This is a genomic window from Leclercia adecarboxylata, assembly GCF_035787115.1.
Taxonomy (GTDB): domain Bacteria; phylum Pseudomonadota; class Gammaproteobacteria; order Enterobacterales; family Enterobacteriaceae; genus Enterobacter; species Enterobacter adecarboxylatus_E.
Genome location: NZ_JALKTL010000004.1, coordinates 103,175 through 121,387, shown reverse-complemented (window position 1 = coordinate 121,387; position 18,213 = coordinate 103,175). Strand labels below are relative to the sequence as shown.

Here is an 18,213-nt window from a genome sequence, read left to right as displayed (position 1 = left end):
TTAGCCTGCTTGACAGATTAAGCCTGGTTGCTATTTTTTATTTTGCAAACAGGAACAGTCTTAATCAAATTTATCGATAAAAATCATCTGGCTGCATAATATTAATTAACGAGACGGTGAGGTGATAAATGGCAAAAGCAAACCCTCCTGAATTACCCGGCGTCAAACAAAGCCATGCTGCCCTGCAGTTTGAATACGATGCGCACCGCTTCGGTTTTATGCTGTTATTACTCATTATTGCCGCTGCGCTGTTGGGGCTTTTTTCTGGCGGCTATTTTAGCGAAGCGACAAAAAGTAACGCTCCGGGTAATGTGCAGGTGGAGTATGAGCGTTTTGGACGCCTGCAAACCCCCGTTGAGTTGAAAATTCGCGTGCCAGAACAGGGCGCTACGCCGCTGACGCTGCGTATCGGCGGAGAATATATGGAACGGATGCAAACCGATAATATCTGGCCGCAGCCCGACGAAATGTACAGCGAGGGCGGGGAAATTGTGTTGGTTTATCAGGAACCGCGCAAGGACTTTACCGTCTGGCTCTATACTACTCCGCATCGCCCCGGTAAAACGCATACTACTGTTACGGTAAATAATCAGCCGGGCCTCTCTTTCTGGCAATTTATCTATCCCTAAGGCAACACCATGGAAATGATACTCAGGGCGGTGGCGATTTATCTGATTTTACTGGTGGTATTTAAAATCGCCGGCAGGCGGGCGCTGCTGCAAATGACCAGCTTTGACCTGATTTTGTTATTGATTATTAGTGAGGCCACGCAACAGGCGCTGTTGGGAGATGATTTTTCCGTAACCGGCGCCATGCTTACCATTATTACGCTGGTGGTGGTCGATATGCTGTTTGGCATGGTGAAGAAATATATTTCCGGTGCAGAATCGGCCATTGACGGCTCCCCGGTTATTCTTGTTATTCACGGTGAACTGCAAAAAGAAAAATTAAAAAAGGTCGATGTCTCCTGCGACGATATCCTGATATCCGCCCGGCAAAATCATGGCATCACCACTCTGGAAGGAATTAAATACGCCATACTTGAACGTAATGGTCATATTTCGATTATTCCCGAAGAGAGTGCATCATGAAAGAAAATGTCTGGAACCAGGCCAAAACAACAAAGGAATTAACCCGCCAGGTATCAACGGTCCTGATCGATCTGGGCTGGCTGCTCACCACGGCGGAGTCCTGCACCGGAGGCAACCTGGCCTCTGCGCTGTGCGCCGAGGAGGATACCGCCGCGTTCTTTGGTACCGGCGTGGTTACCTTTAACAACGAAGCCAAACACAAGGTACTGGGCGTCAGCAATACCACCCTGGAAAAGTACACCGCCGTCAGTAGCCAGACGGTAGGCGAAATGGCCGAGGGGGCGCTGAAGCTGGCCGATGCGGATATCAGCATCGCGATTAGCGGTTACGCCGGGCCGGACGGGGGCGATGACGGTACCCCCGCGGGTACCGTCTGGTTTGGCTGGTGTTTTCGCGGTGAGGTGACTACCGCCGTGCAGCACTTCACCGGCGAATGTGAAGACGTGATTGAGAAAGCGGTGCGTTATTCGCTTTCGGAACTGTTGCGGCAGATCCCGCACTGGAAAAAGCAACTGCACTAAGGAGCGACGATGAGCGTTGTGGTGATCACCGGGGCGACGGCTGGCGTGGGCAAGGCCACGGCGCTGCGGTTTGCCGGGGCAGGGTATGACGTGGGGATCATCGCCCGCGATGATCCCAGCCTTGAGGCGGCGCAAGCCGAAATTGAGCGTTATGGCGTGAGGTGCCACGCGGTGAATGCCGATGTGGCTGACGCGTCGGCCATCATGGCAGCGGCGAATGAGTTTGAGCAGCAGCTTGGGGCGATTGACGTATGGATCAATAACGCCATGTGCGGGGTACTGGCCCCGTTTCGCACCCTGAACGACGACGAGTTTCGCCGGGTCACGGACGTCACCTATCTGGGCTACGTTAACGGTACCCGGGCGGCACTGGCCGTGATGACTCCGCGCGATGCCGGGCAGATTATTCAGGTGGGCTCGGCGCTGGCCTACCGCTCCATCCCGCTTCAGTCCGCCTACTGCGGGGCGAAGGCGGCGATCCGCGGTTTTACCGACGCGGTGCGCACCGAACTTATTCACGAGCGTATCAACATCCAGCTGTCGATGGTGCAGATGCCGGGGCTGAATACCCCGCAGTTTGACTGGGCGCGCAATAAATTCGCCTTTGCCATGCGCCCGGTCGGGCCGGTTTACGAGCCGGAGGTGGCCGCCGAGGCGATCTTCTGCGTCACCCGGCGTCCGGTACGGGAGCTGTGGGTCGGGCGCAGTACCCTGCAGGCGATTATTGGGCAGTTTCTCTTCCCTAACCTGCTGGATCGCCTGATGGTGAAAAAGGCGTGGGAAGGGCAGATGACCAATGAACTGAACGCCAGCGATCGCCAGGATTACCTCTCCGGGCCGGTCAGGGGCATGCATCAGGTACATGGGCGTTTTTCCAGTGAATCCCGAACCCGGGCGACGGCCATCACCTCCGGCGTGCCGGGCAAAGTGCTGCTGGGTACTGCGGCGCTGGCCGGGCTGCTGCTGGTCGGCAAACTTATCACCCGGCGGAAATAGGTAAACAGCAACGCCCGGCGAGGCTGCGCGGGTGCGGCCTGATGCCCTCACCCCGGCCCTCTCCCACAGGGAGAGGGTGCAGACACTAAAAACGGCAACCTGGGTTGCCGTTTTGCCTTTACCTTTGCTTAATGATAGCCCTCCGTATCCGTGACCTTGCCGCGAAACACGTAGTAGCTCCAGGCGGTGTAGACCAGAATCAACGGGATGATCAGCAGGGTGCCCACCAGCATAAACAGCTGGCTGGACGGCGGCGCGGCGGCGTCCCAGATGGTGATGCGCGGCGGGATAATGTTGGGCCACAGGCTGATACCCAGCCCGCTAAAGCCGAGGAAGATCAGCCCGAGCGTCAGAATAAAAGGCATGGTGTGGCTGTGCGGGTCGCGGGTAAGCCGCCAGATCCACAGCCCGCATATCCCCACCAGCAGCGGCACCGGCAGGAAGTAAAAGAAGTTTGGCAGCGTGAACCAGCGGTCGGCCACGTACTGCCAGCCGAGCGGCGTCCAGACGCTCACCACCGCCACAACCGCCAGCAGCGCCAGCAGCACGCGGCGGGTCAGATCGCGCATATGGTTCTGTAACGCCCCTTCGCTTTTCATAATCAGCCAGGTGGTGCCCAGCAGGGTATAGGCCACCATCAGCCCCAGGCCGCAGAAGAGATTGAAGGGGGTCAGCCAGTCCAGCGACGAACCGGCAAAGCGGCGGCCTTCAACGTCAAAGCCGTTAATCATCGCCCCCACCACAATGCCCTGGCTGAAGGTTGCCAGCAGCGAGCCCCCGGCGAAGGAGTAATCCCAGAAGGCGCGGTGCGACGGTGTGGCTTTAAAGCGAAACTCAAAGGCCACCCCGCGGAAGATCAACCCGATCAGCATGGCGGTCAACGGGATGGTGAGGGCGTCGATAACCACCGCATAGGCCAGCGGGAAGGCGCCAAACAATCCGGCCCCCCCCAGCACCAGCCAGGTTTCGTTTCCATCCCATACCGGGGCGACGCTGTTGACCATCACGTCACGCGCCTGGGGGTCACGCTCAAAGTAAAAGAGCATGCCGATACCTAAATCGAAACCATCCATGATGATGTACATCAGGGTGGCAAAAACGATGATGGCAAACCAGATAACTGAGATATCGACGCCCATTATGGTTTCTCCTCTTCCGGAACCGGTTCTGCCGCAGAGAGCGGGCGTGCGGGCCTGCCGTCGGTCTTCACTGAGAGGTTGTCGGTAGGCTGCGGCCCCTTCTTAATCAACCGCACCAGGTAGACTAACCCCACGCCGAACACCGAGCAGTAGACGACGATAAACGCCAGCAGGCTGATGCTCATTTGCAGCGTGCTGTGCAGGGACACCGCGTCAATGGTGCGCAGATAGCCATACACCACCCACGGCTGGCGGCCTACCTCGGTGGTGATCCAGCCCGCCAGGATCGCCAGCACGCCGGCGGGCCCCATGCTGAGGGCGAACCAGTGGAACGGGCGGGAGTGGTAGAGCCGACGGCGATGGCGCAGCCAGAGGCTGACGACCCCCATCAGGATCATCAGCATCCCGAGGCCTACCATCACGCGGAACGACCAGAAGACGATCAGGGAGTTGGGTCGCTCGTCTTTTGGGAAATCTTTCAGGGCCGGGACCTGCTTATCGAGGCTGTGGGTGAGGATCAGGCTGCCGAGCGCCGGGATCTCCAGCCCGTACTTCGTGCGCTCCTCCTCCATATCCGGCACGCCGAACAGCAGCAGCGGGGTGGCTTCGCCAGGCGGGTTTTCCCAGTGCCCTTCGATGGCGGCAATTTTCGCCGGCTGGTGTTCGAGGGTGTTCAGGCCGTGCATATCGCCAACCAGCGCCTGGACCGGGGCGACCAGCAGCGCCATCCACAGCGCCATTGAGAACATTTTGCGTACCGCCGGGGTGTCATTGCCGCGCAGCAGATGCCAGGCCCCGGATGCGCCAACAAAGAGGGCGCTACTCAGGAAGGCGGCAATGGACATATGGATCAGGCGATACGGGAAGGAGGGGTTAAAGATGATGGCGAACCAGTCCTCGGGGATCACCTGGCCGTTCTCGATGCTGAAGCCCTGCGGGGTGTGCATCCAGCTATTGGAGGCGAGGATCCAGAAGGTGGACATCAGGGTGCCCAGCGCCACCATGCAGGTGGCAAAAAAGTGCAGGCCGGGCCCGACCTTGTTCCAGCCAAACAGCATAACCCCGAGGAAACCCGCTTCGAGGAAGAAGGCGGTTAATACTTCATAGGTGAGCAGCGGGCCGGTGACGCTCCCGGCAAACTGAGAGAAGCCGCTCCAGTTGGTGCCAAACTGGTAGGCCATCACCAGCCCGGAGACCACGCCCATGCCGAAGTTAACGGCGAAGATTTTTAGCCAGAAGTGATACAGCGAGCGCCAGACGTCGTTTTTCGTTCTCAGCCACATGCCCTCCAGCACCACCAGATAGCTGGCAAGGCCGATGGTTAAGGCCGGGAAGATAATATGAAATGAGACAGTGAAGGCAAACTGAAGCCTGGCGAGATGAAACGCATCGAGTTCGAACATCGTACTCTTCCCCTGTCAGCGAAAAGCCCCGTATAAAACGGGGCATCATGGTACGGCTGTTATTGCGGGCGGGGTTACGGTTTTTTCTTACCGGCACCCAGCTCAGCGCCAGTGAGCGGATCGGCTTTCGGATCCGACTCGGTGCGTTTCGCCATCGCTTTAAGCATGGCGGCCTGCTCTTTAGAGAGCTTGACCCCGGCGCTACCGTCGCCGCCATCAACGGCGGGTTGCGGATCGGCAACATACTCAAAGTTTTCATCGCTGTTCCAGCTACCGCGAAGATCGTCACCTGCAGACATATTGTAGTAGGTGGTGGCATATTGTTCGATTGGCGGCAGTTTCCCCGGCGGGAAATTATTGCGAATCGACTGCAATGCCTTCTCAAACGAGAGCTGGTGCGCGGCTTCACGGGTCATCAGGAACGCGAGGGCATCTTTAACCCCCACATCGTCAGTGACGTTGATCAGACGTTCGTAGATGATTTTCGCGCGCGCTTCCGCCGCGATATTCGATCGTAAATCGGCGGTGGCTTCCCCAATGGTGTCGACGTAGGCGGCGGTCCAGGGCACGCCCGCAGAGTTGGTCAGCGACGGCCCACCGCCGTACAGCAGGGAGGTGATATGGCTGTCGTTACCGTTGGCCGTCAGCGAGCGGTACAGCTCCGCTTCGCTTTCCGTCCCCTCCGCCAGCTCGCCTTTGGCGCCTTTATTCAGCATGCCTACCAGCGTACCGATGATCTCAAGGTGGCTGAGCTCTTCGGTGGCAATATCCATCAGCATCTCTCTGCGGCCCGGATCGTCATCGCCCAGCCCCTGAGTGAAGTAACGGCAGGCGGCGGCCAGCTCGCCCTGAGGGCCGCCAAACTGTTCCAGCAAAAGGTTCGCGAGGCCCGGATTAGGTTCGGCCACGCGAACGGTGTATTGCAGCTGTTTTACGTGTCTGAACATAGGCTCCCTCTTGCGTTATTTTTTCGCTTCCACGCCTTCTGCGTCTGAACGCAGCAGGAACTGCTCAGTGGTGTCAGGGATATGCTGGATAAGCCAGTCGGCCATGCGCTGTTCTTCCGCGAGGATAGATTCGATGGCAGGCACTGATGCCACGTCACCGGCTTTTTTCGCCGCGGCCAGCAGAGAGGTATAGCAGGCGATTTCGAACTGCTCGAAAACGTAGCCGCTAATAGAGCCTTTCACAATCTCGTCCGACGTCATAATGCCGCCGACAGACTGACCGAACGCCATCATTTTGCTCATGGAGTCTTTCAGCATCGAGCGGGAAATATCATTCCGGTCGAGGATCTCTTCCAGCACGTTTATTTGCTGCTTAGTTTCAGTCAGATGCTGTTCAATACGGGCACGGATGTCAGGGTAATTATCGATACGGCTCGCCATTGATTCGAGCATCGATTCGGCTTGCTTTTCCATGGCGTGAGCATCGCGTAGCCAGTCATGGTAGTGTTCTACGTGATTCATATTCTCTTCCTCGGGTTCGGTTAATTCCGGCTTACTTTTCCGCTTTCTGGTTAATATTACCGACGGCCAGATCGGTGAGTTTAAGATCGGTGGATTTCTCTTCTTCCAGCGTCTCGGCTAATAATTTTACCGCCTGGGTATAGCCTAATTGCTCCGCCAGGGTGGCGAGCGTGCCATAGCTGGCAATTTCATAATGTTCGACTTTCTGCGCTGCGGCGATTAGAGCCGCATCGCGGACTTCATTTTTATCTGTACTTTCAATAACTTCATTGGCTTCTTCAATTAAGCCTTCCATCGCCACACATTTCATTCTTTTCAGTTTGATATTGGGCGTTTTCTCAACAACCTGATCGATACGTTCAATCTGACCGTGCGTCTCTTCCAGGTGCGCTTTAAACGCTGCGCTTAATTCAGGGCTGGAGGCTTCGCGGGACAATTTAGCCAGCGCGCGGGTAAGCTGTTTTTCTGCACTATAGGTATCAGATAGTAAATGAATAAATACATCCTCTATACTTTTCATATTCATATCTTTTCTCCGGTGACATAGAAATTCTGCGAGCCCGCGGACTCGCAGATTACCGATTCAAGTGAAGAACAGGCTTTAATAATGAGATGAATTAAGAGTTATCAGACTTACGTCCGCCACCATGGCTATGCTGACCCCCCTTTTTACCTGCTTCAGAAGCACGCTGCGGATCGTTTTTGAAATTACCGCCGCTTTGCTGTCCACCTTTTTTCCCTGCTTCAGAGGCCTTTTCACGATCCTGCGAGAAATTACCTGAACCACCACGTTGCTCTGCCATATTATGTTTCCTCATTTACATCGTTTATGTCAGTAAGATACGTTTTTATTCGTATCCGTTGTCGTTCAGGATTAAATTTAGCGTCTGTTTGCGAGGAGTCAAACTGGCTTCATGAAATAAATATCTTGTCACTTTTAGTCTTAGCTGAAAATAACGCTTCGCTTGTTTCACAAATATTCTTCGACAAGATTATGTAAACAAACGACCTTCCACTACTTCTGCTTTTTTGCTGTTTTTATGTTTCGCTGAAACGGGCGAGTCCAGGCGTGGCGGGGCTCTTTACGTAAGTTTACATTGGTGCTAATGGCATATAGTGCAGATAAATTTAATGTACGTGAGATTAGTCTTAATTGGGAGGTTGTATTATTTGCAGGCGCTTGTTCCGGTTATTAAATAATATGGCGAAGCGCTTGCGTATATTATGTATGGAATACAACTACTCACGTAAATACTACTTAGAACAGGGTAAACGAAGGGCGAAAAAATAACCTGACAAAGTATGATGGTGAATGCTGCGCCATACGCGATACTCAGCCGGAGCGGTGACGCGGTGTCATCCCTGTAGCGGCGACGGTGAACCCCATGTTTGATTTCATCTCTGGTGTCCTGATCCATACCCCCGTATGGGTGTATCTGATTCTGCTGTTTCTGATTAGCAGGGGTATCCGGGCGCGTAAGCCCGCTACCGTCACGCTGGAGAAGCTGGCCATCATCCCGGCCATATTTCTGCTCTGGGACATTTACGATTTGCTGGCGTTTCGCAAATTGACGATCGCCACGGGCTCCCTGTGGCTGGCAGGGTTACTCAGCGGCGCGGCGATAGGCTATATCCTGATCAAAGGTTCGGCGGTAACACGCGCTGCTGCCCCGCGCAGTATTTATCGTGCGGCGGATTATTCGGCGCTGCCCTTTATGATGCTGGCCTTTGCGGTGAAGTACGTGCTGGGGGTGATGAGCGCCATCGCGCCTGAGGCATTACAGCGCCCCGGGGCAAGTGCATTCGCCATTATTACCGGCGGACTGTTCGCCGGGGTCTTTGTGGGCAAGTTTGTGCGCTACGTGCGGGTGTATATGTCGGCACAGGTTCAGCAGGCAGGGTGAAAGGGGGGATTAAGCAACAAGGTTGCACAGGTGCGGCCGGACTGCCCGCGGCGCTACGCTTGCCGGGCCTGCGGGATTAGTGCGGATTGGGTTGGCCGGGTAAGGCGCAGCCGCCACCCGGCGATGGAATACTGGCACACAACCTTCCTTCGTCTATCTGGAGGGGTACAGAGTGGTTGTTGCGAACCGGGCATTCAGTCAAACCAGGTCGGGCGATCGCTGGTGGCGATCGCCATGCTGACCTCCAGCTCTTCCGCCACAATCCTCGTCAGTGATAAATCGGGCAGGTCATTAATATCGAAGAAGCCGATGCTGGTGGTTTCGTGATTAATCGCCAGACTGCCGCCCGTCTCTTCACACAGAAAAATGAGCTTGTAGACGTGCCAGGGCAGGGGGGGATGGCCGTGCAGATTGCGGTCCCAGACGCCCAGCAGTTTGGTGGCCTTTACCTCAAGCCCCGTCTCTTCGGCAACTTCCCGGCAGACGGCGGTGGAAGGCGTATCCCCCACATCGGCCCAGCCGCCGGGCAGGCTCCACAGGCCGTCCTCCGCTTCCCGCACCATCAGCAGCTTGCCGTCACGCAGGATAAAGGCGCGCACATCCGTCTTGGGCGTTGCGTAACCGGACTCGGTCACGTGATGGAGTGTTTCAGCGTCGATGTTAAAGCGTGTGCCGGCAAGCTCGGTGGCGATCTGCCGCAGGGCTTCATAACGCTCCTGGTCAAACACATCCCTGGAGTAGGTTAAACCGGTCTGGGCAATGGCGTTCAGTTTCTGAAACAGAGTATTGATATCGTTATCTTTCAGCGCTTCTGGCATTGTTTGTTCCTGGTTATTTGAAGGACATATAACCCTATCAGTTAATTCAGGTTGATAACATCACCGAAGCGCGGTGCATCAGGCGGATAGCCAGCGTTGACCCTCGGCTTTCATGGCTGATTCCAGTTCGCTGCCCCGGGTGGCAAATACCATTGAAGGTCACTGCGGGCGAGGCGATGCGGTGTTTGGCGCGTAAATCAGATGCGTCTATGCGCATGGATCCTTCAGCAAACTCGCTTGCCAGCCCCTCAGGCTACTATTGAAAATCCTGAAATTGCGGTAAGGCGCATCGGCGACTGGCAAATCCAGGTTGCGCTGTCAGAGGATCATCCTCTCGCACAGCAGGAGGCGATAACGCTGGAGATGCTGGCCGGACAACCCCTGGTGCTGTATGAAGCGCACCATGCTCATGAACATCTGTTTCTCGTGCTCACGCAGAAGCTGGGGGACAGGTGTCACATCGCCTGTCGCTCTGGCTGCACGCTGAGCACGCTGGCGATTGCGGCCACCGGATTAGGGCTGGCACTGGTTCCGGCACCTTTGCAGCAGGTGCATATCCCCGGCCTGGTCTACCGCCATCTTAATGAACCGGATTTAAGTGCCAATCTGGTGCTGATCGGCGGCGTCATGAACCCAGTGAAACGGTAAAAGCCTTTCTTAAGCTGTCTGGATAGCGGATCAGAACGGGCTGGCATGCCGGATGTGGACGGGCTCCCCGCTCACCGGATGCACAAACTGTAGCGCGCTGGCGTGCAGCATCAGGCGCGGCGCCCGTTCGGTGCCGGGCAGCCGCCGTCCGCCGTAGAGATCGCAGCCTAAAATCGGGTGGCCGAGATGCTGGCAGTGAATGCGCAGCTGGTGGGTGCGTCCGGTCTCCGGCGTCAGTTCAACCCGCGTCACCGGCACGTTCCCCTGATAATACCCGCGCTCAACCACCCGATAGCGGGAGCGGGCGGGCTTGCCGTTAATAGCGCAAATCGACATCAGCGGGAACAGCGCCGGATCTTTGGCAATCGCCGCGTCGATCAAACCTTCGTTGTCGGCCAGATGCCCGCAGAGCAGGGCGGTGTAGCGCTTGGTTACGCTGCGCTGGCTGAACTGCTGACAGAGGGCCGCGTTGATCGCCTTGTTGCGGGCGATCACCATCACACCGGAGGTGCCAAAGTCGAGGCGATGTACCAGCGTGCAGCCGGGGAAGATCTGCACCAGCCGGTGATGCACCGAGTCGAGATTTAGCGGGTTTTTGCCGGACAGGCTGAGCAGGCCGCTGGGTTTATTGATCAGTACCAGATGCTCGTCCTGCCAGAGTGTTTCTATCGCCTCATGGCAGGGCGGGGCAATAAAGTTATCGATAATCGCTGACATCAGGCTGGTCGCAGAGAAGAAAGGGAAACGGATGATAACCCATTACGTATGGGATTTAATCTGTGAAGCGTTATCGAGCCGTCTTATCGCAGGCACCAGGCTGGCGCCCGCCGTGGCGAGCAGCACGGCAAAAGCCGAGACCAGCAGCACGTTGCTGGTGCCGTACTGAATGGCCAGCGGCCCGGCGATCAGCTCCCCGAAGGGGATCGCCACAAATGAACCTACCGCATCGTAGGCATAGACCCGCGCCAGTTTATCCTGCGGAATATGCGTTTGCAGGGAATGGGCCCAGGCCACGCCAAAGAGGCCAAAGGTCACCCCGGCAATAAAGAACCCGGCTATCAGCCAGGGCGTTGAAGGAAGCTGGCTCAGCATGAAACCGGGCAGGGCGCAAAATGACACCAGCATCACGCCGATGAAGAGATCGCGGCGCGGGCGCCAGCGCAGGGCGAGAGACGAGCCCACGATCAGACCAATACTCTGTGCGGCTACAATCATTCCCCAGTGCGCGCGGCCAAAGGAGGTATCCGCAATCACCGGGCCAAGCACCATCACCACGCCGCTGAAGGCGGCATTAATAATGGTGAACTGCACGACGATGGACCACACCCACGCCCGGCTGGCGAACTCTTTCCACCCCTCTTTCAGATCCTGCAGCATGTTGCTCCGGGGAGACTCAGCCTCAACGGAAGTGACGCGGATCATCAGATAGAGCGGGGCCGCGGCGGCGAACCCCAGCGCGTCAATGGCAAGCCCCCAGCCCGGCCCGACCGAACCGATCAGAATGCCGCCCAGCGACGCGCCGATGACCGTGCCGCTGTAAACGCCAAGCTGGATAAAGGCGTTGGCTTCCCGCAGGCGCTTTCCCGGAACCGTCTGGGGAACCAGCGCCGAGGAGGCCGGTAAGGCGATGCCGGCGGCGGCGCCGTTTACGGCACCGAGCAGGGCCAGACTAAGGACCGTGGCGGAACCGTCGAGCACCGACCATGCCACGATAGCCTGCGAAATGGCTGCCACTACCGACGATGAGACCAGCACCCGGCTGCGGGAATAGCGGTCCGCCAGGACGCCGCCAAGCAGCAGAAACAGCACGTTAAAAAGCGAGCGGGACGCCACAACGATGCCTAAATCAGAGGCCGACCCGCCAATATCCAGCACCGCAAACGCCAGTGCGATGGGGGCGATACCGTTGCCCAGCACGGTGAGAAAACGAGCGGCAAAAAGATGGCGAAAGGCAGAGAAGTGAAAAGCACGCACGCGTTTATTATCGGTTTTCATTGCTGTTAATGGCTTCGGGATGAGGGGAAGTACTATAAAGTACCTGAAGGGCAAAAACACCTGATTGCGCTTTTCTGCCGGTAAACCTGAACCTGATTATTCGTGAGAATAATGCCATACTGCATTAAAAATCTGTGCAGGAAATGCATCAATGCGCGATACCGCCAACATCAGCCTGCGCTGGCTGCTTATCTTTAAAGATGTCTATGAGACCCAAAATTTTTCGGTGGTGGCGCGCCGGGAAGGGGTTTCGGCTTCGCAGGTTTCGCGAGTGATTCATCAGCTTGAAGATGCGCTCGGCCAGCAGCTTTTCTACCGCAACACGCGGGCGATCATCCCCACCGAAAGCGGCCATCTTTTTATCCGCTATGCCCGCCTGATGCTGGGTAATCTTGAGGAGGCGCGTCGGGAGCTGGATGAGCGTAAGCAGGAGCCGTCCGGCTTGCTGCGCATCAACGCCCCGGTGTTTTTCGGCCAGCGGCATATCGCCCCCGGGCTTGCGGGCCTGGCAGAGCGCTATCCCCGGCTCAGCATCGAGCTGACGCTGACGGATGATTATATTGATCCCCACCGGGATGCCGCCGACCTGATCTTTCGTATCGGCACGCTGACCGACTCCTCTTTCCACGCGCGGGTTTTCGGGCCGCAGTTTTATCATCTGGCCGCCTCGCCTGCGTACCTGCGTAAATACGGTACGCCTGAGGGGCCAGACGACATTAGCCGCCATAAATGCCTCGTCTATCGCGGGTCGTCGGGCCCTAACCGCTGGCTGCTGCGCACGCCTGGCGGGGAGTGGGTCCACTATCCCGTATCGCCCATATTGTCCTCCAATAACGCGGAAACCCTGCTGACCTCGGCGCTGGGCGGGATGGGGATAGTGCTGTTCCCGGACTGGCTCATCGGCGACAGGTTCCAGAGCGGAGAGCTGGTGAAGCTGTTGCCGGACAGGGAGGCCGCCATCAATACGGCGCCGCAGAATATCTCGGCGATGTACCCCCATGCGCGCCACCCGCCCCTGAACGTCAGGGCGGTGATCGATTACTACGTGGCGTTTTTCGGAACGCCGCTGTACTGGCAATCCGCAGCAAAGGGGTAAAGACGCGCGGGAGATTCTAATGATTTCTTATTATTGCTCTAAGTCATCCTGCTAATAAGACTGTAACTACGCTAATTCTCTTTCAGGGTGATTCACATGTTTGTGTCATGGTGGTTAATCGTTCCTGTCGTGGCAGGTATCGCCATCCTCTTTATGATGGTTTCCCGGCTCGCCAATGAGGTTGATAAGCTTGAAACGGCGTTAGAAGAGAGTCGGGGGCGGCTGAAGTCTCTCGGTCAACACGCCGAAGAGCGTAAACTGGCGAATCTGCGCATGACGGAAAATATCCGATCGGTGAGTAAGCCGGGTAAGGCGTAGCCGCCACCCGGCCAGGTGCTTAGCGCTCCCGCAGCGCCTCTTTCGCCCGGTTAAACGGCTTGATCATATAGTCCATCACCGATTTCTCGCCGGTCTTGATATCCACCGTGGCAATCATCCCCGGCACGATGGAGAAGTGCCTGCCCGCCTTGTTCACCAGATAATCCTGGCGGGTGCGGATAAACACCCGGTAGTAGAACACTTCCGGCTTGACCTCATCCTGAATGGTGTCCGGCGAGATGGTCTCCACCACGCCGTCCAGCCCGCCGTAGATGGCGTAATCGTAGGCGGTGATCTTCACCAGAGCCTTCTGGCCGGGATGAATAAAGGCGATATCCCGCGGCGACAGGCGTGTTTCAATCAGCAGATGGTCGTCCACCGGCACAATCTCCATCACCTCCCCGTTCGGTGGGATCACGCCGCCGATGGTGGTTACCTTGATGTTCTTCACGATGCCGCGCACCGGGGAGGTCATCGTCAGACGGGTGACCGAGTCCTCACGCCCCTTCAGCACCGCCGAGAGCATATCCACTTCAGCGTTCGATTTGGAGAGCGCCTCCCGGGCCTGAACGTAATACTGCGAGCGCAGGTCGGTGAGCTTCAGCTCCAGATCGCTTTTCTGCCGTTGCAGGCGCAGGGCCTCCACGTGGCTGGCGGCGCCGGTTTTCACCAGCCGCTGGGTGATGGCCAGCTCCTTGTTCACCAGATCCAGTGCCTGGCCCAGCTCGCGCCGGGCGTCTTCCAGCTGATCGCGGCGCGAGTTGTAGAGTCGGGTTTCGGCGGCGATAAGATCGGTCCATTTCGCCAGCTCCGGCGGGAAGGTCAGAGGCAGATCGTTCACCTCTGCACGCAGACGGGCGCTGGAGGCCAGCGACGCGCGATAACGGGCGGCGCTTTCGCCTACGTTGGATTCAGAGCGGGTGGGGTCGAGGCGCGCCAGCACCTGACCGGCCTGCACCTGATCCCCTTCGTGAACCTTCAGCTCGGCGAGGATCCCGCCGTCGAGAGACTGCAACACCTGCTCGCGGGAGCTTGGGATCACCTTCCCGGTGCCGGTGGAGACCTCATCCAGAATGCTGAACCACGCCCACACTCCGGCGACGATAAACAGCAGAAGGCTGAATAACACAATGCTTCTTGCCCCGGTATAGCCGCTCTCGGAGCCGAGGGCGTTATCCAGATCGTCCATCGCGGCGGCATCATGCTGTCTGATTTTCATTTTTCCACTCCCGGCCATGTGCCTGCTGCTGTTGCTGCATCCGGCTGTTGCTCAGCGCCTGGGCTTTTGGCGCATCCATCACCAGCATCCCCTCTTTCAGTACCACCACGCGCTCCACCAGCTCCAGCATCGGGACGCGGTGGGTCGCAACGATCAGCGTGCGGTTGCCGAGCCACTGGCCCAGACGCTGGATAAACTCACGCTCGGTGTGTTCATCCAGCGAGGCGGTGGGCTCATCCAGCAGCACGATGTTCGGGTCGCGCAGGAACATACGCGCCAGCAAAATCGACTGGCGCTGGCCGCCGGATAGCCCGACGCCGTTCTCCATAATCGGGTGATCCAGCCCTTTCTGCAGCTTCTGCACAAAGGTGGCCGCACCGCACATCTCCAGCACGGCAAAGATTTCGTCGTCGGTGGCGCGCGGCATCCCGAGGGTGATGTTCTCGCGCAGGGTGCCGTAAAACAGCCGCGCGTTCTGGCTCATAAAGCCGACGTTACGGCGCACGTCCGCCATGTCCAGATGGGGCAGGCTGAGGTTGTCGAGCCGCAACTCGCCGCCCACCAGATCCATCCCGCCGACCATCGCCTGCAGCAGGGTCGATTTGCCCGCGCCGTTGCGTCCCAGCACCGCCACATGTTCGCCGGGTTTGATCTCCAGCCGGTTGATGCGTAGCGCCGGGTTCTGCACGTCGCCGCCGTAGGCAAACTGCGCCTGCTCGAACAGGTAGTGGCCGCGCAGCACGTCCTGGCGGATCGGCGTCTCTTCACGCTGGTTCTCGGTGGGCAGCTGCATAATGTTGTCCAGCCCCTCTTTGGCGGCCTTCACCTGCTGCCAGCGGGCCAGTACGCCGCACAGGGTCGCCATCGGGGCGATCATCCGCGAGGCCAGCATCGAGGCGGCCACCACCGCACCGGTGGTCATTTCGCCTTCGATCACCATCGGGGCACCCACCACAATCACCGCGGTGTAGACCAGGCTCTGAATGGTCATCCCCCAGCTGATTAACCCCTGGGTCAGCTCGCGGGTCTTGAGGCCCGACTCGGCGGTGATCTGAATGTAGCTGTTCCACTGTTGCAGGAAGCGGTTCTCCGCCTGCATCAGCTTAATGTCCTCCAGCCCCTGCACGCTCTCCACCAGCACCGCGTTGCGCAGGGTCGATTCATGGGCCGCCTGTTTCGCCAGCGCCGCCAGCTTTTTCTGCAGCAGCAGGCCCGGCAGCACCATCAGTACCGCCGCCACCGGGGCGATCCACGCAAGCGACGGGGCGATAATCGCCAGTACCACCACGAACAGGAAGAAGAAGGGCAGGTCAACGATGGTGGAGATGGTCGATGAGGTGACCATCTCGCGGATCTGCTCCAGCTCGCGCAGCTGGGAGATAAAGCTGCCGGTGGAGCGGGGCACCGCGCTGTTACGCAGGCGCAGGGCATGGCCGAACACCCGGTCCGAGACGCGCATGTCGGCGCGTTTGCCCAGCAGATCCATAATGTGGGAGCGGGCGATACGCAGGATAAAGCCGAACAACGTGGCGATCAGCACCCCGATGGTCAGCACGTACAGGGTGGGGTAGGACTGGGCGGGGATCACCCGGTCATACACCTGCATCGAAAAGAGAATGCCCGCCAGCGACAGCAGGTTAATGAACAGCGCCGCCAGCATCACGTAGGTGTAGGGGCGCAGGTCGCGCATCACCAGCCGGTAGAGCCAGTCCGGGCGGTATTTTGAGATATAGGCATCCACGCGGCTGTCTTTCAGCGCCGCCAGCGGGCGCAGGGCCACCACCTGATGAATGGCCGGGAGCATCTTCGCCAGCGAGATGCGGTTGGTCTGCGCTTTGCCGTCAAAGAAGCAGACATCCAGCATATCTTCGCCGTCGAAGTGCTCAATGACGCCAATCTTGCCGTCGTTGAGCTCCACCACCACCGGCAGACGCCAGCTGTTGATAGATTCCTGTCCGTTGCTCAGCAGCTGAAAGGAGAGTCCCGCCTCCCGGGCCAGTCCGGTCAGCGCCGGGATTTTGCTTTTGCCCTGCAGCCAGGGGGCACCGGCCACCAGCGCGCCGGGGGAGCAGGCCACCCGGTAGCGGGTGGCGACATAGCCAAACGCCTGCGCCCAGTGCTCCAGCGCCTCTTGAGTCAGCGCGTCCTCCTGAAGGATATCGTCTCGCGTCATGGCTGGATCTCCACTGACTGAATGGTGTGGTTTTCAAGGCCGAAGGCATTGCGCATCCGTCCGGTGTTATAGAGGCAGTTGATCTGCAGCTGGCGGAGCTGCCCGGCGGTTTGCCACTGGGTAAAGCGGGCCTGGTAGACCTCCTGCTCGGCGTTCAGCACGTCCAGCAGGGGGCGGGAGCCGAGATCCAGATACTGCTGCTGATAGAGTTCGCGGGTGCGCTGGCTGAGCGTCTCCTGGCGGGACTGGATCTGCAGGGTGCTCATCAGGCTCATCACCTGGCTTTTGGACTCCAGTAGCTTTTGCCGCACGTCCAGCCGGGTACGCTGAATATTGGACTGCGCCGCCTCCACCGCGTGGCTGGCGGCGTTGCGCCGCGCGCTCAGGCCGCCGCCCTGGTAGATAGGCATCTCGACGTTGACCGACACGTTGTACTGGGTTTTGTCCAGCGTGTCGTGCCCAGGGTAGCGGTTGTTCATGTAGTGGCGCACCTGCGGTTCGAGCGAGACGGTGGGGGTCATCTGGGCGTTGGCATAATCGAGGTTCGCCTGCGCGACGTTGGCCTGCGCCCAGGAGGCGAGCACTGCGGGCACCAGCCGATCATCCGGCTCGTTGATGTCGCAGCTGCGGGCCAGTTTTTCCGGAAACGCGTTGCTGACCGCGTTCAGGTTGCTCCAGCCGAGGTTGCTCATCAGCGTGGCGCGGGCGCTGTCGAGATTGGCCTGATACTGCATCAGCTGCGAACGCGCCCCTTCGATACGGGCGTCGGTCTGTACCACGTCCGAGAGCGAAGTGGCCCCCTCATCGTTGCGCTGGCGGGTCAGTTTGCCGATGCCGCCAAGCGCCTCAAGCTGCTCTTCGGCGGTCTCCACCATCTGCTGCCACATCTGCACCTGCACCAGCGCGGTGGCAGTGTCCCGGGCGATGGTATCGATGCTCAGCAGCACGTTGGCTTGCTCCTGAACCACCCCCGCGTCTTCGGCGCGCACCTGGCTGGCGACCTTGCCGAAGTCATAGAGCATCTGGGAGAGGGAGACCACTACCGAAGGGGTGAAGCCGGTATCGCTGGAGTTGTTGCTGTAGCCGTTGTCCAGGCCCGCGCTGATTTGCGGGTAGTATTTTGATTTGGCGACATCGACCTGTTGGATCTGTTCGTAAAGTTTGCCCACCGCTTCGCGAATGGTGGGATGCCAGTTCACGGCACGGTTTACCGCATCGCCCAGGGTTAAGGTACCGGGAGCGGCCTGGCTTGTCGGCAGGGCGACCCGTCCGTCCAGGGCGGGCAGCGCCCGATCTTCATTTAATTGTCCAAAGCTAATGACCGCAGGCGAGTCGGCGGCGAGAACCTGCGCAGACAGCAGGCAGCACCCAAGCCACCAGCAAGGTACTTTGTTCATGGCATTATCCCTAAAAAAACAGAACA

20 protein-coding genes and 1 pseudogene are annotated in these 18,213 nt (G+C 58.3%); 8 read left to right on the top strand and 13 right to left on the bottom strand.

Annotation, left to right across the window (positions count from 1 at the left end; genetic code table 11):
• Nucleotides 1–128: 128 nt before the first annotated feature.
• Genes MXM41_RS14445 through MXM41_RS14430 form a run of 4 tightly spaced genes read left to right on the top strand, consistent with a single transcriptional unit; the run spans nucleotide 129 to nucleotide 2,608 of the window.
• Entirely contained in the window at nucleotides 129–629 is a 501-nt protein-coding gene (locus MXM41_RS14445) for a hypothetical protein (RefSeq protein ID WP_325932678.1), read from the top strand.
• Nucleotides 630–638: 9 nt separating this feature from the next.
• Nucleotides 639–1,091 (top strand): DUF421 domain-containing protein, encoded by a 453-nt coding sequence (locus MXM41_RS14440; RefSeq protein ID WP_325932677.1) that lies wholly within the window; start codon nucleotides 639–641, stop codon nucleotides 1,089–1,091.
• The gene (locus tag MXM41_RS14435) at nucleotides 1,088–1,612 is read left to right on the top strand and encodes a 2-oxo-tetronate isomerase (RefSeq protein WP_325932676.1); all 525 of its coding nucleotides are present in this window, start codon (nucleotides 1,088–1,090) and stop codon (nucleotides 1,610–1,612) included. Before MXM41_RS14440 ends, MXM41_RS14435 begins: the two co-directional genes overlap by 4 nt.
• Before the next feature lie 9 nt (nucleotides 1,613–1,621).
• Complete coding sequence (locus MXM41_RS14430; protein WP_325932675.1) at nucleotides 1,622–2,608, top strand: SDR family oxidoreductase; 987 nt, start codon at nucleotides 1,622–1,624, stop codon at nucleotides 2,606–2,608.
• Nucleotides 2,609–2,736: 128 nt separating this feature from the next.
• On the opposite strand, the gene cydB is transcribed toward MXM41_RS14430, so the two are convergent.
• The 6 genes from cydB to MXM41_RS14400 form a co-directional block, all read right to left on the bottom strand.
• Entirely contained in the window at nucleotides 2,737–3,747 is a 1,011-nt protein-coding gene (cydB, locus tag MXM41_RS14425) for a cytochrome d ubiquinol oxidase subunit II (RefSeq protein ID WP_325932674.1), read from the bottom strand.
• Complete coding sequence (locus MXM41_RS14420; RefSeq protein ID WP_325932673.1) at nucleotides 3,747–5,150, bottom strand: cytochrome ubiquinol oxidase subunit I; 1,404 nt, start codon at nucleotides 5,148–5,150, stop codon at nucleotides 3,747–3,749. The genes cydB and MXM41_RS14420 overlap by 1 nt, the downstream gene beginning before the upstream one ends.
• Nucleotides 5,151–5,224: 74 nt before the next feature.
• Nucleotides 5,225–6,097 (bottom strand): manganese catalase family protein, encoded by an 873-nt coding sequence (locus MXM41_RS14415; RefSeq protein WP_325932672.1) that lies wholly within the window; start codon nucleotides 6,095–6,097, stop codon nucleotides 5,225–5,227.
• Between the two features lie 15 nt (nucleotides 6,098–6,112).
• The gene (locus MXM41_RS14410) at nucleotides 6,113–6,619 is read right to left on the bottom strand and encodes a ferritin-like domain-containing protein (RefSeq protein ID WP_325932671.1); all 507 of its coding nucleotides are present in this window, start codon (nucleotides 6,617–6,619) and stop codon (nucleotides 6,113–6,115) included.
• A gap of 31 nt (nucleotides 6,620–6,650) precedes the next feature.
• Nucleotides 6,651–7,145, bottom strand: coding sequence for a ferritin-like domain-containing protein (locus MXM41_RS14405; protein ID WP_325932670.1), 495 nt, complete (start codon nucleotides 7,143–7,145; stop codon nucleotides 6,651–6,653).
• 91 nt (nucleotides 7,146–7,236) lie between these two features.
• The gene (locus MXM41_RS14400) at nucleotides 7,237–7,422 is read right to left on the bottom strand and encodes a general stress protein (protein ID WP_032613375.1); all 186 of its coding nucleotides are present in this window, start codon (nucleotides 7,420–7,422) and stop codon (nucleotides 7,237–7,239) included.
• Between the two features lie 582 nt (nucleotides 7,423–8,004).
• Here MXM41_RS14400 and MXM41_RS14395 point away from each other — a divergent pair.
• Nucleotides 8,005–8,523 (top strand): hypothetical protein, encoded by a 519-nt coding sequence (locus tag MXM41_RS14395; protein ID WP_325932669.1) that lies wholly within the window; start codon nucleotides 8,005–8,007, stop codon nucleotides 8,521–8,523.
• Nucleotides 8,524–8,717: 194 nt separating this feature from the next.
• On the opposite strand, the gene MXM41_RS14390 is transcribed toward MXM41_RS14395, so the two are convergent.
• Entirely contained in the window at nucleotides 8,718–9,341 is a 624-nt protein-coding gene (locus tag MXM41_RS14390) for an NUDIX hydrolase (protein WP_325932668.1), read from the bottom strand.
• Between the two features lie 151 nt (nucleotides 9,342–9,492).
• A pseudogene (locus MXM41_RS22860) lies at nucleotides 9,493–9,591 on the bottom strand (nuclear transport factor 2 family protein); the annotation flags it as partial.
• Here MXM41_RS22860 and MXM41_RS14385 point away from each other — a divergent pair.
• A complete protein-coding gene (locus MXM41_RS14385) occupies nucleotides 9,579–9,989 on the top strand; it encodes a LysR family transcriptional regulator substrate-binding protein (RefSeq protein ID WP_325932667.1) in 411 nt (136 codons plus the stop codon). The pseudogene MXM41_RS22860 and the gene MXM41_RS14385 sit on opposite strands and share 13 nt — an antisense overlap.
• Nucleotides 9,990–10,019: 30 nt before the next feature.
• Here MXM41_RS14385 and MXM41_RS14380 read toward each other — a convergent pair whose 3' ends face one another.
• Nucleotides 10,020–10,706, bottom strand: a complete 687-nt coding sequence (locus MXM41_RS14380) for an RluA family pseudouridine synthase (protein WP_325932666.1) — start codon at nucleotides 10,704–10,706, stop codon at nucleotides 10,020–10,022.
• A 42-nt stretch (nucleotides 10,707–10,748) separates the two neighbouring features.
• The gene (locus MXM41_RS14375; protein WP_325932665.1) at nucleotides 10,749–11,984 is read right to left on the bottom strand and encodes an MFS transporter; all 1,236 of its coding nucleotides are present in this window, start codon (nucleotides 11,982–11,984) and stop codon (nucleotides 10,749–10,751) included.
• A 151-nt stretch (nucleotides 11,985–12,135) separates the two neighbouring features.
• On the opposite strand from MXM41_RS14375, the gene MXM41_RS14370 reads away from it, so the two are divergent.
• Complete coding sequence (locus MXM41_RS14370) at nucleotides 12,136–13,080, top strand: LysR family transcriptional regulator (protein WP_325932664.1); 945 nt, start codon at nucleotides 12,136–12,138, stop codon at nucleotides 13,078–13,080.
• A gap of 96 nt (nucleotides 13,081–13,176) precedes the next feature.
• Nucleotides 13,177–13,398, top strand: a complete 222-nt coding sequence (locus MXM41_RS14365; protein ID WP_325932663.1) for a hypothetical protein — start codon at nucleotides 13,177–13,179, stop codon at nucleotides 13,396–13,398.
• 19 nt (nucleotides 13,399–13,417) lie between these two features.
• Here MXM41_RS14365 and MXM41_RS14360 read toward each other — a convergent pair whose 3' ends face one another.
• From MXM41_RS14360 to MXM41_RS14350, 3 genes are read right to left on the bottom strand one after another with little or no spacing between them, the layout of a single operon-like run.
• Nucleotides 13,418–14,587, bottom strand: coding sequence for an HlyD family efflux transporter periplasmic adaptor subunit (locus MXM41_RS14360; RefSeq protein ID WP_325932982.1), 1,170 nt, complete (start codon nucleotides 14,585–14,587; stop codon nucleotides 13,418–13,420).
• Nucleotides 14,588–14,597: 10 nt separating this feature from the next.
• Nucleotides 14,598–16,790: a type I secretion system permease/ATPase gene (locus tag MXM41_RS14355; protein WP_325932662.1), complete on the bottom strand. Its 2,193-nt coding sequence runs from the start codon at nucleotides 16,788–16,790 to the stop codon at nucleotides 14,598–14,600.
• The gene (locus MXM41_RS14350) at nucleotides 16,787–18,187 is read right to left on the bottom strand and encodes a TolC family outer membrane protein (protein WP_325932661.1); all 1,401 of its coding nucleotides are present in this window, start codon (nucleotides 18,185–18,187) and stop codon (nucleotides 16,787–16,789) included. The genes MXM41_RS14355 and MXM41_RS14350 overlap by 4 nt, the downstream gene beginning before the upstream one ends.
• Nucleotides 18,188–18,213 lie beyond the last annotated feature (26 nt).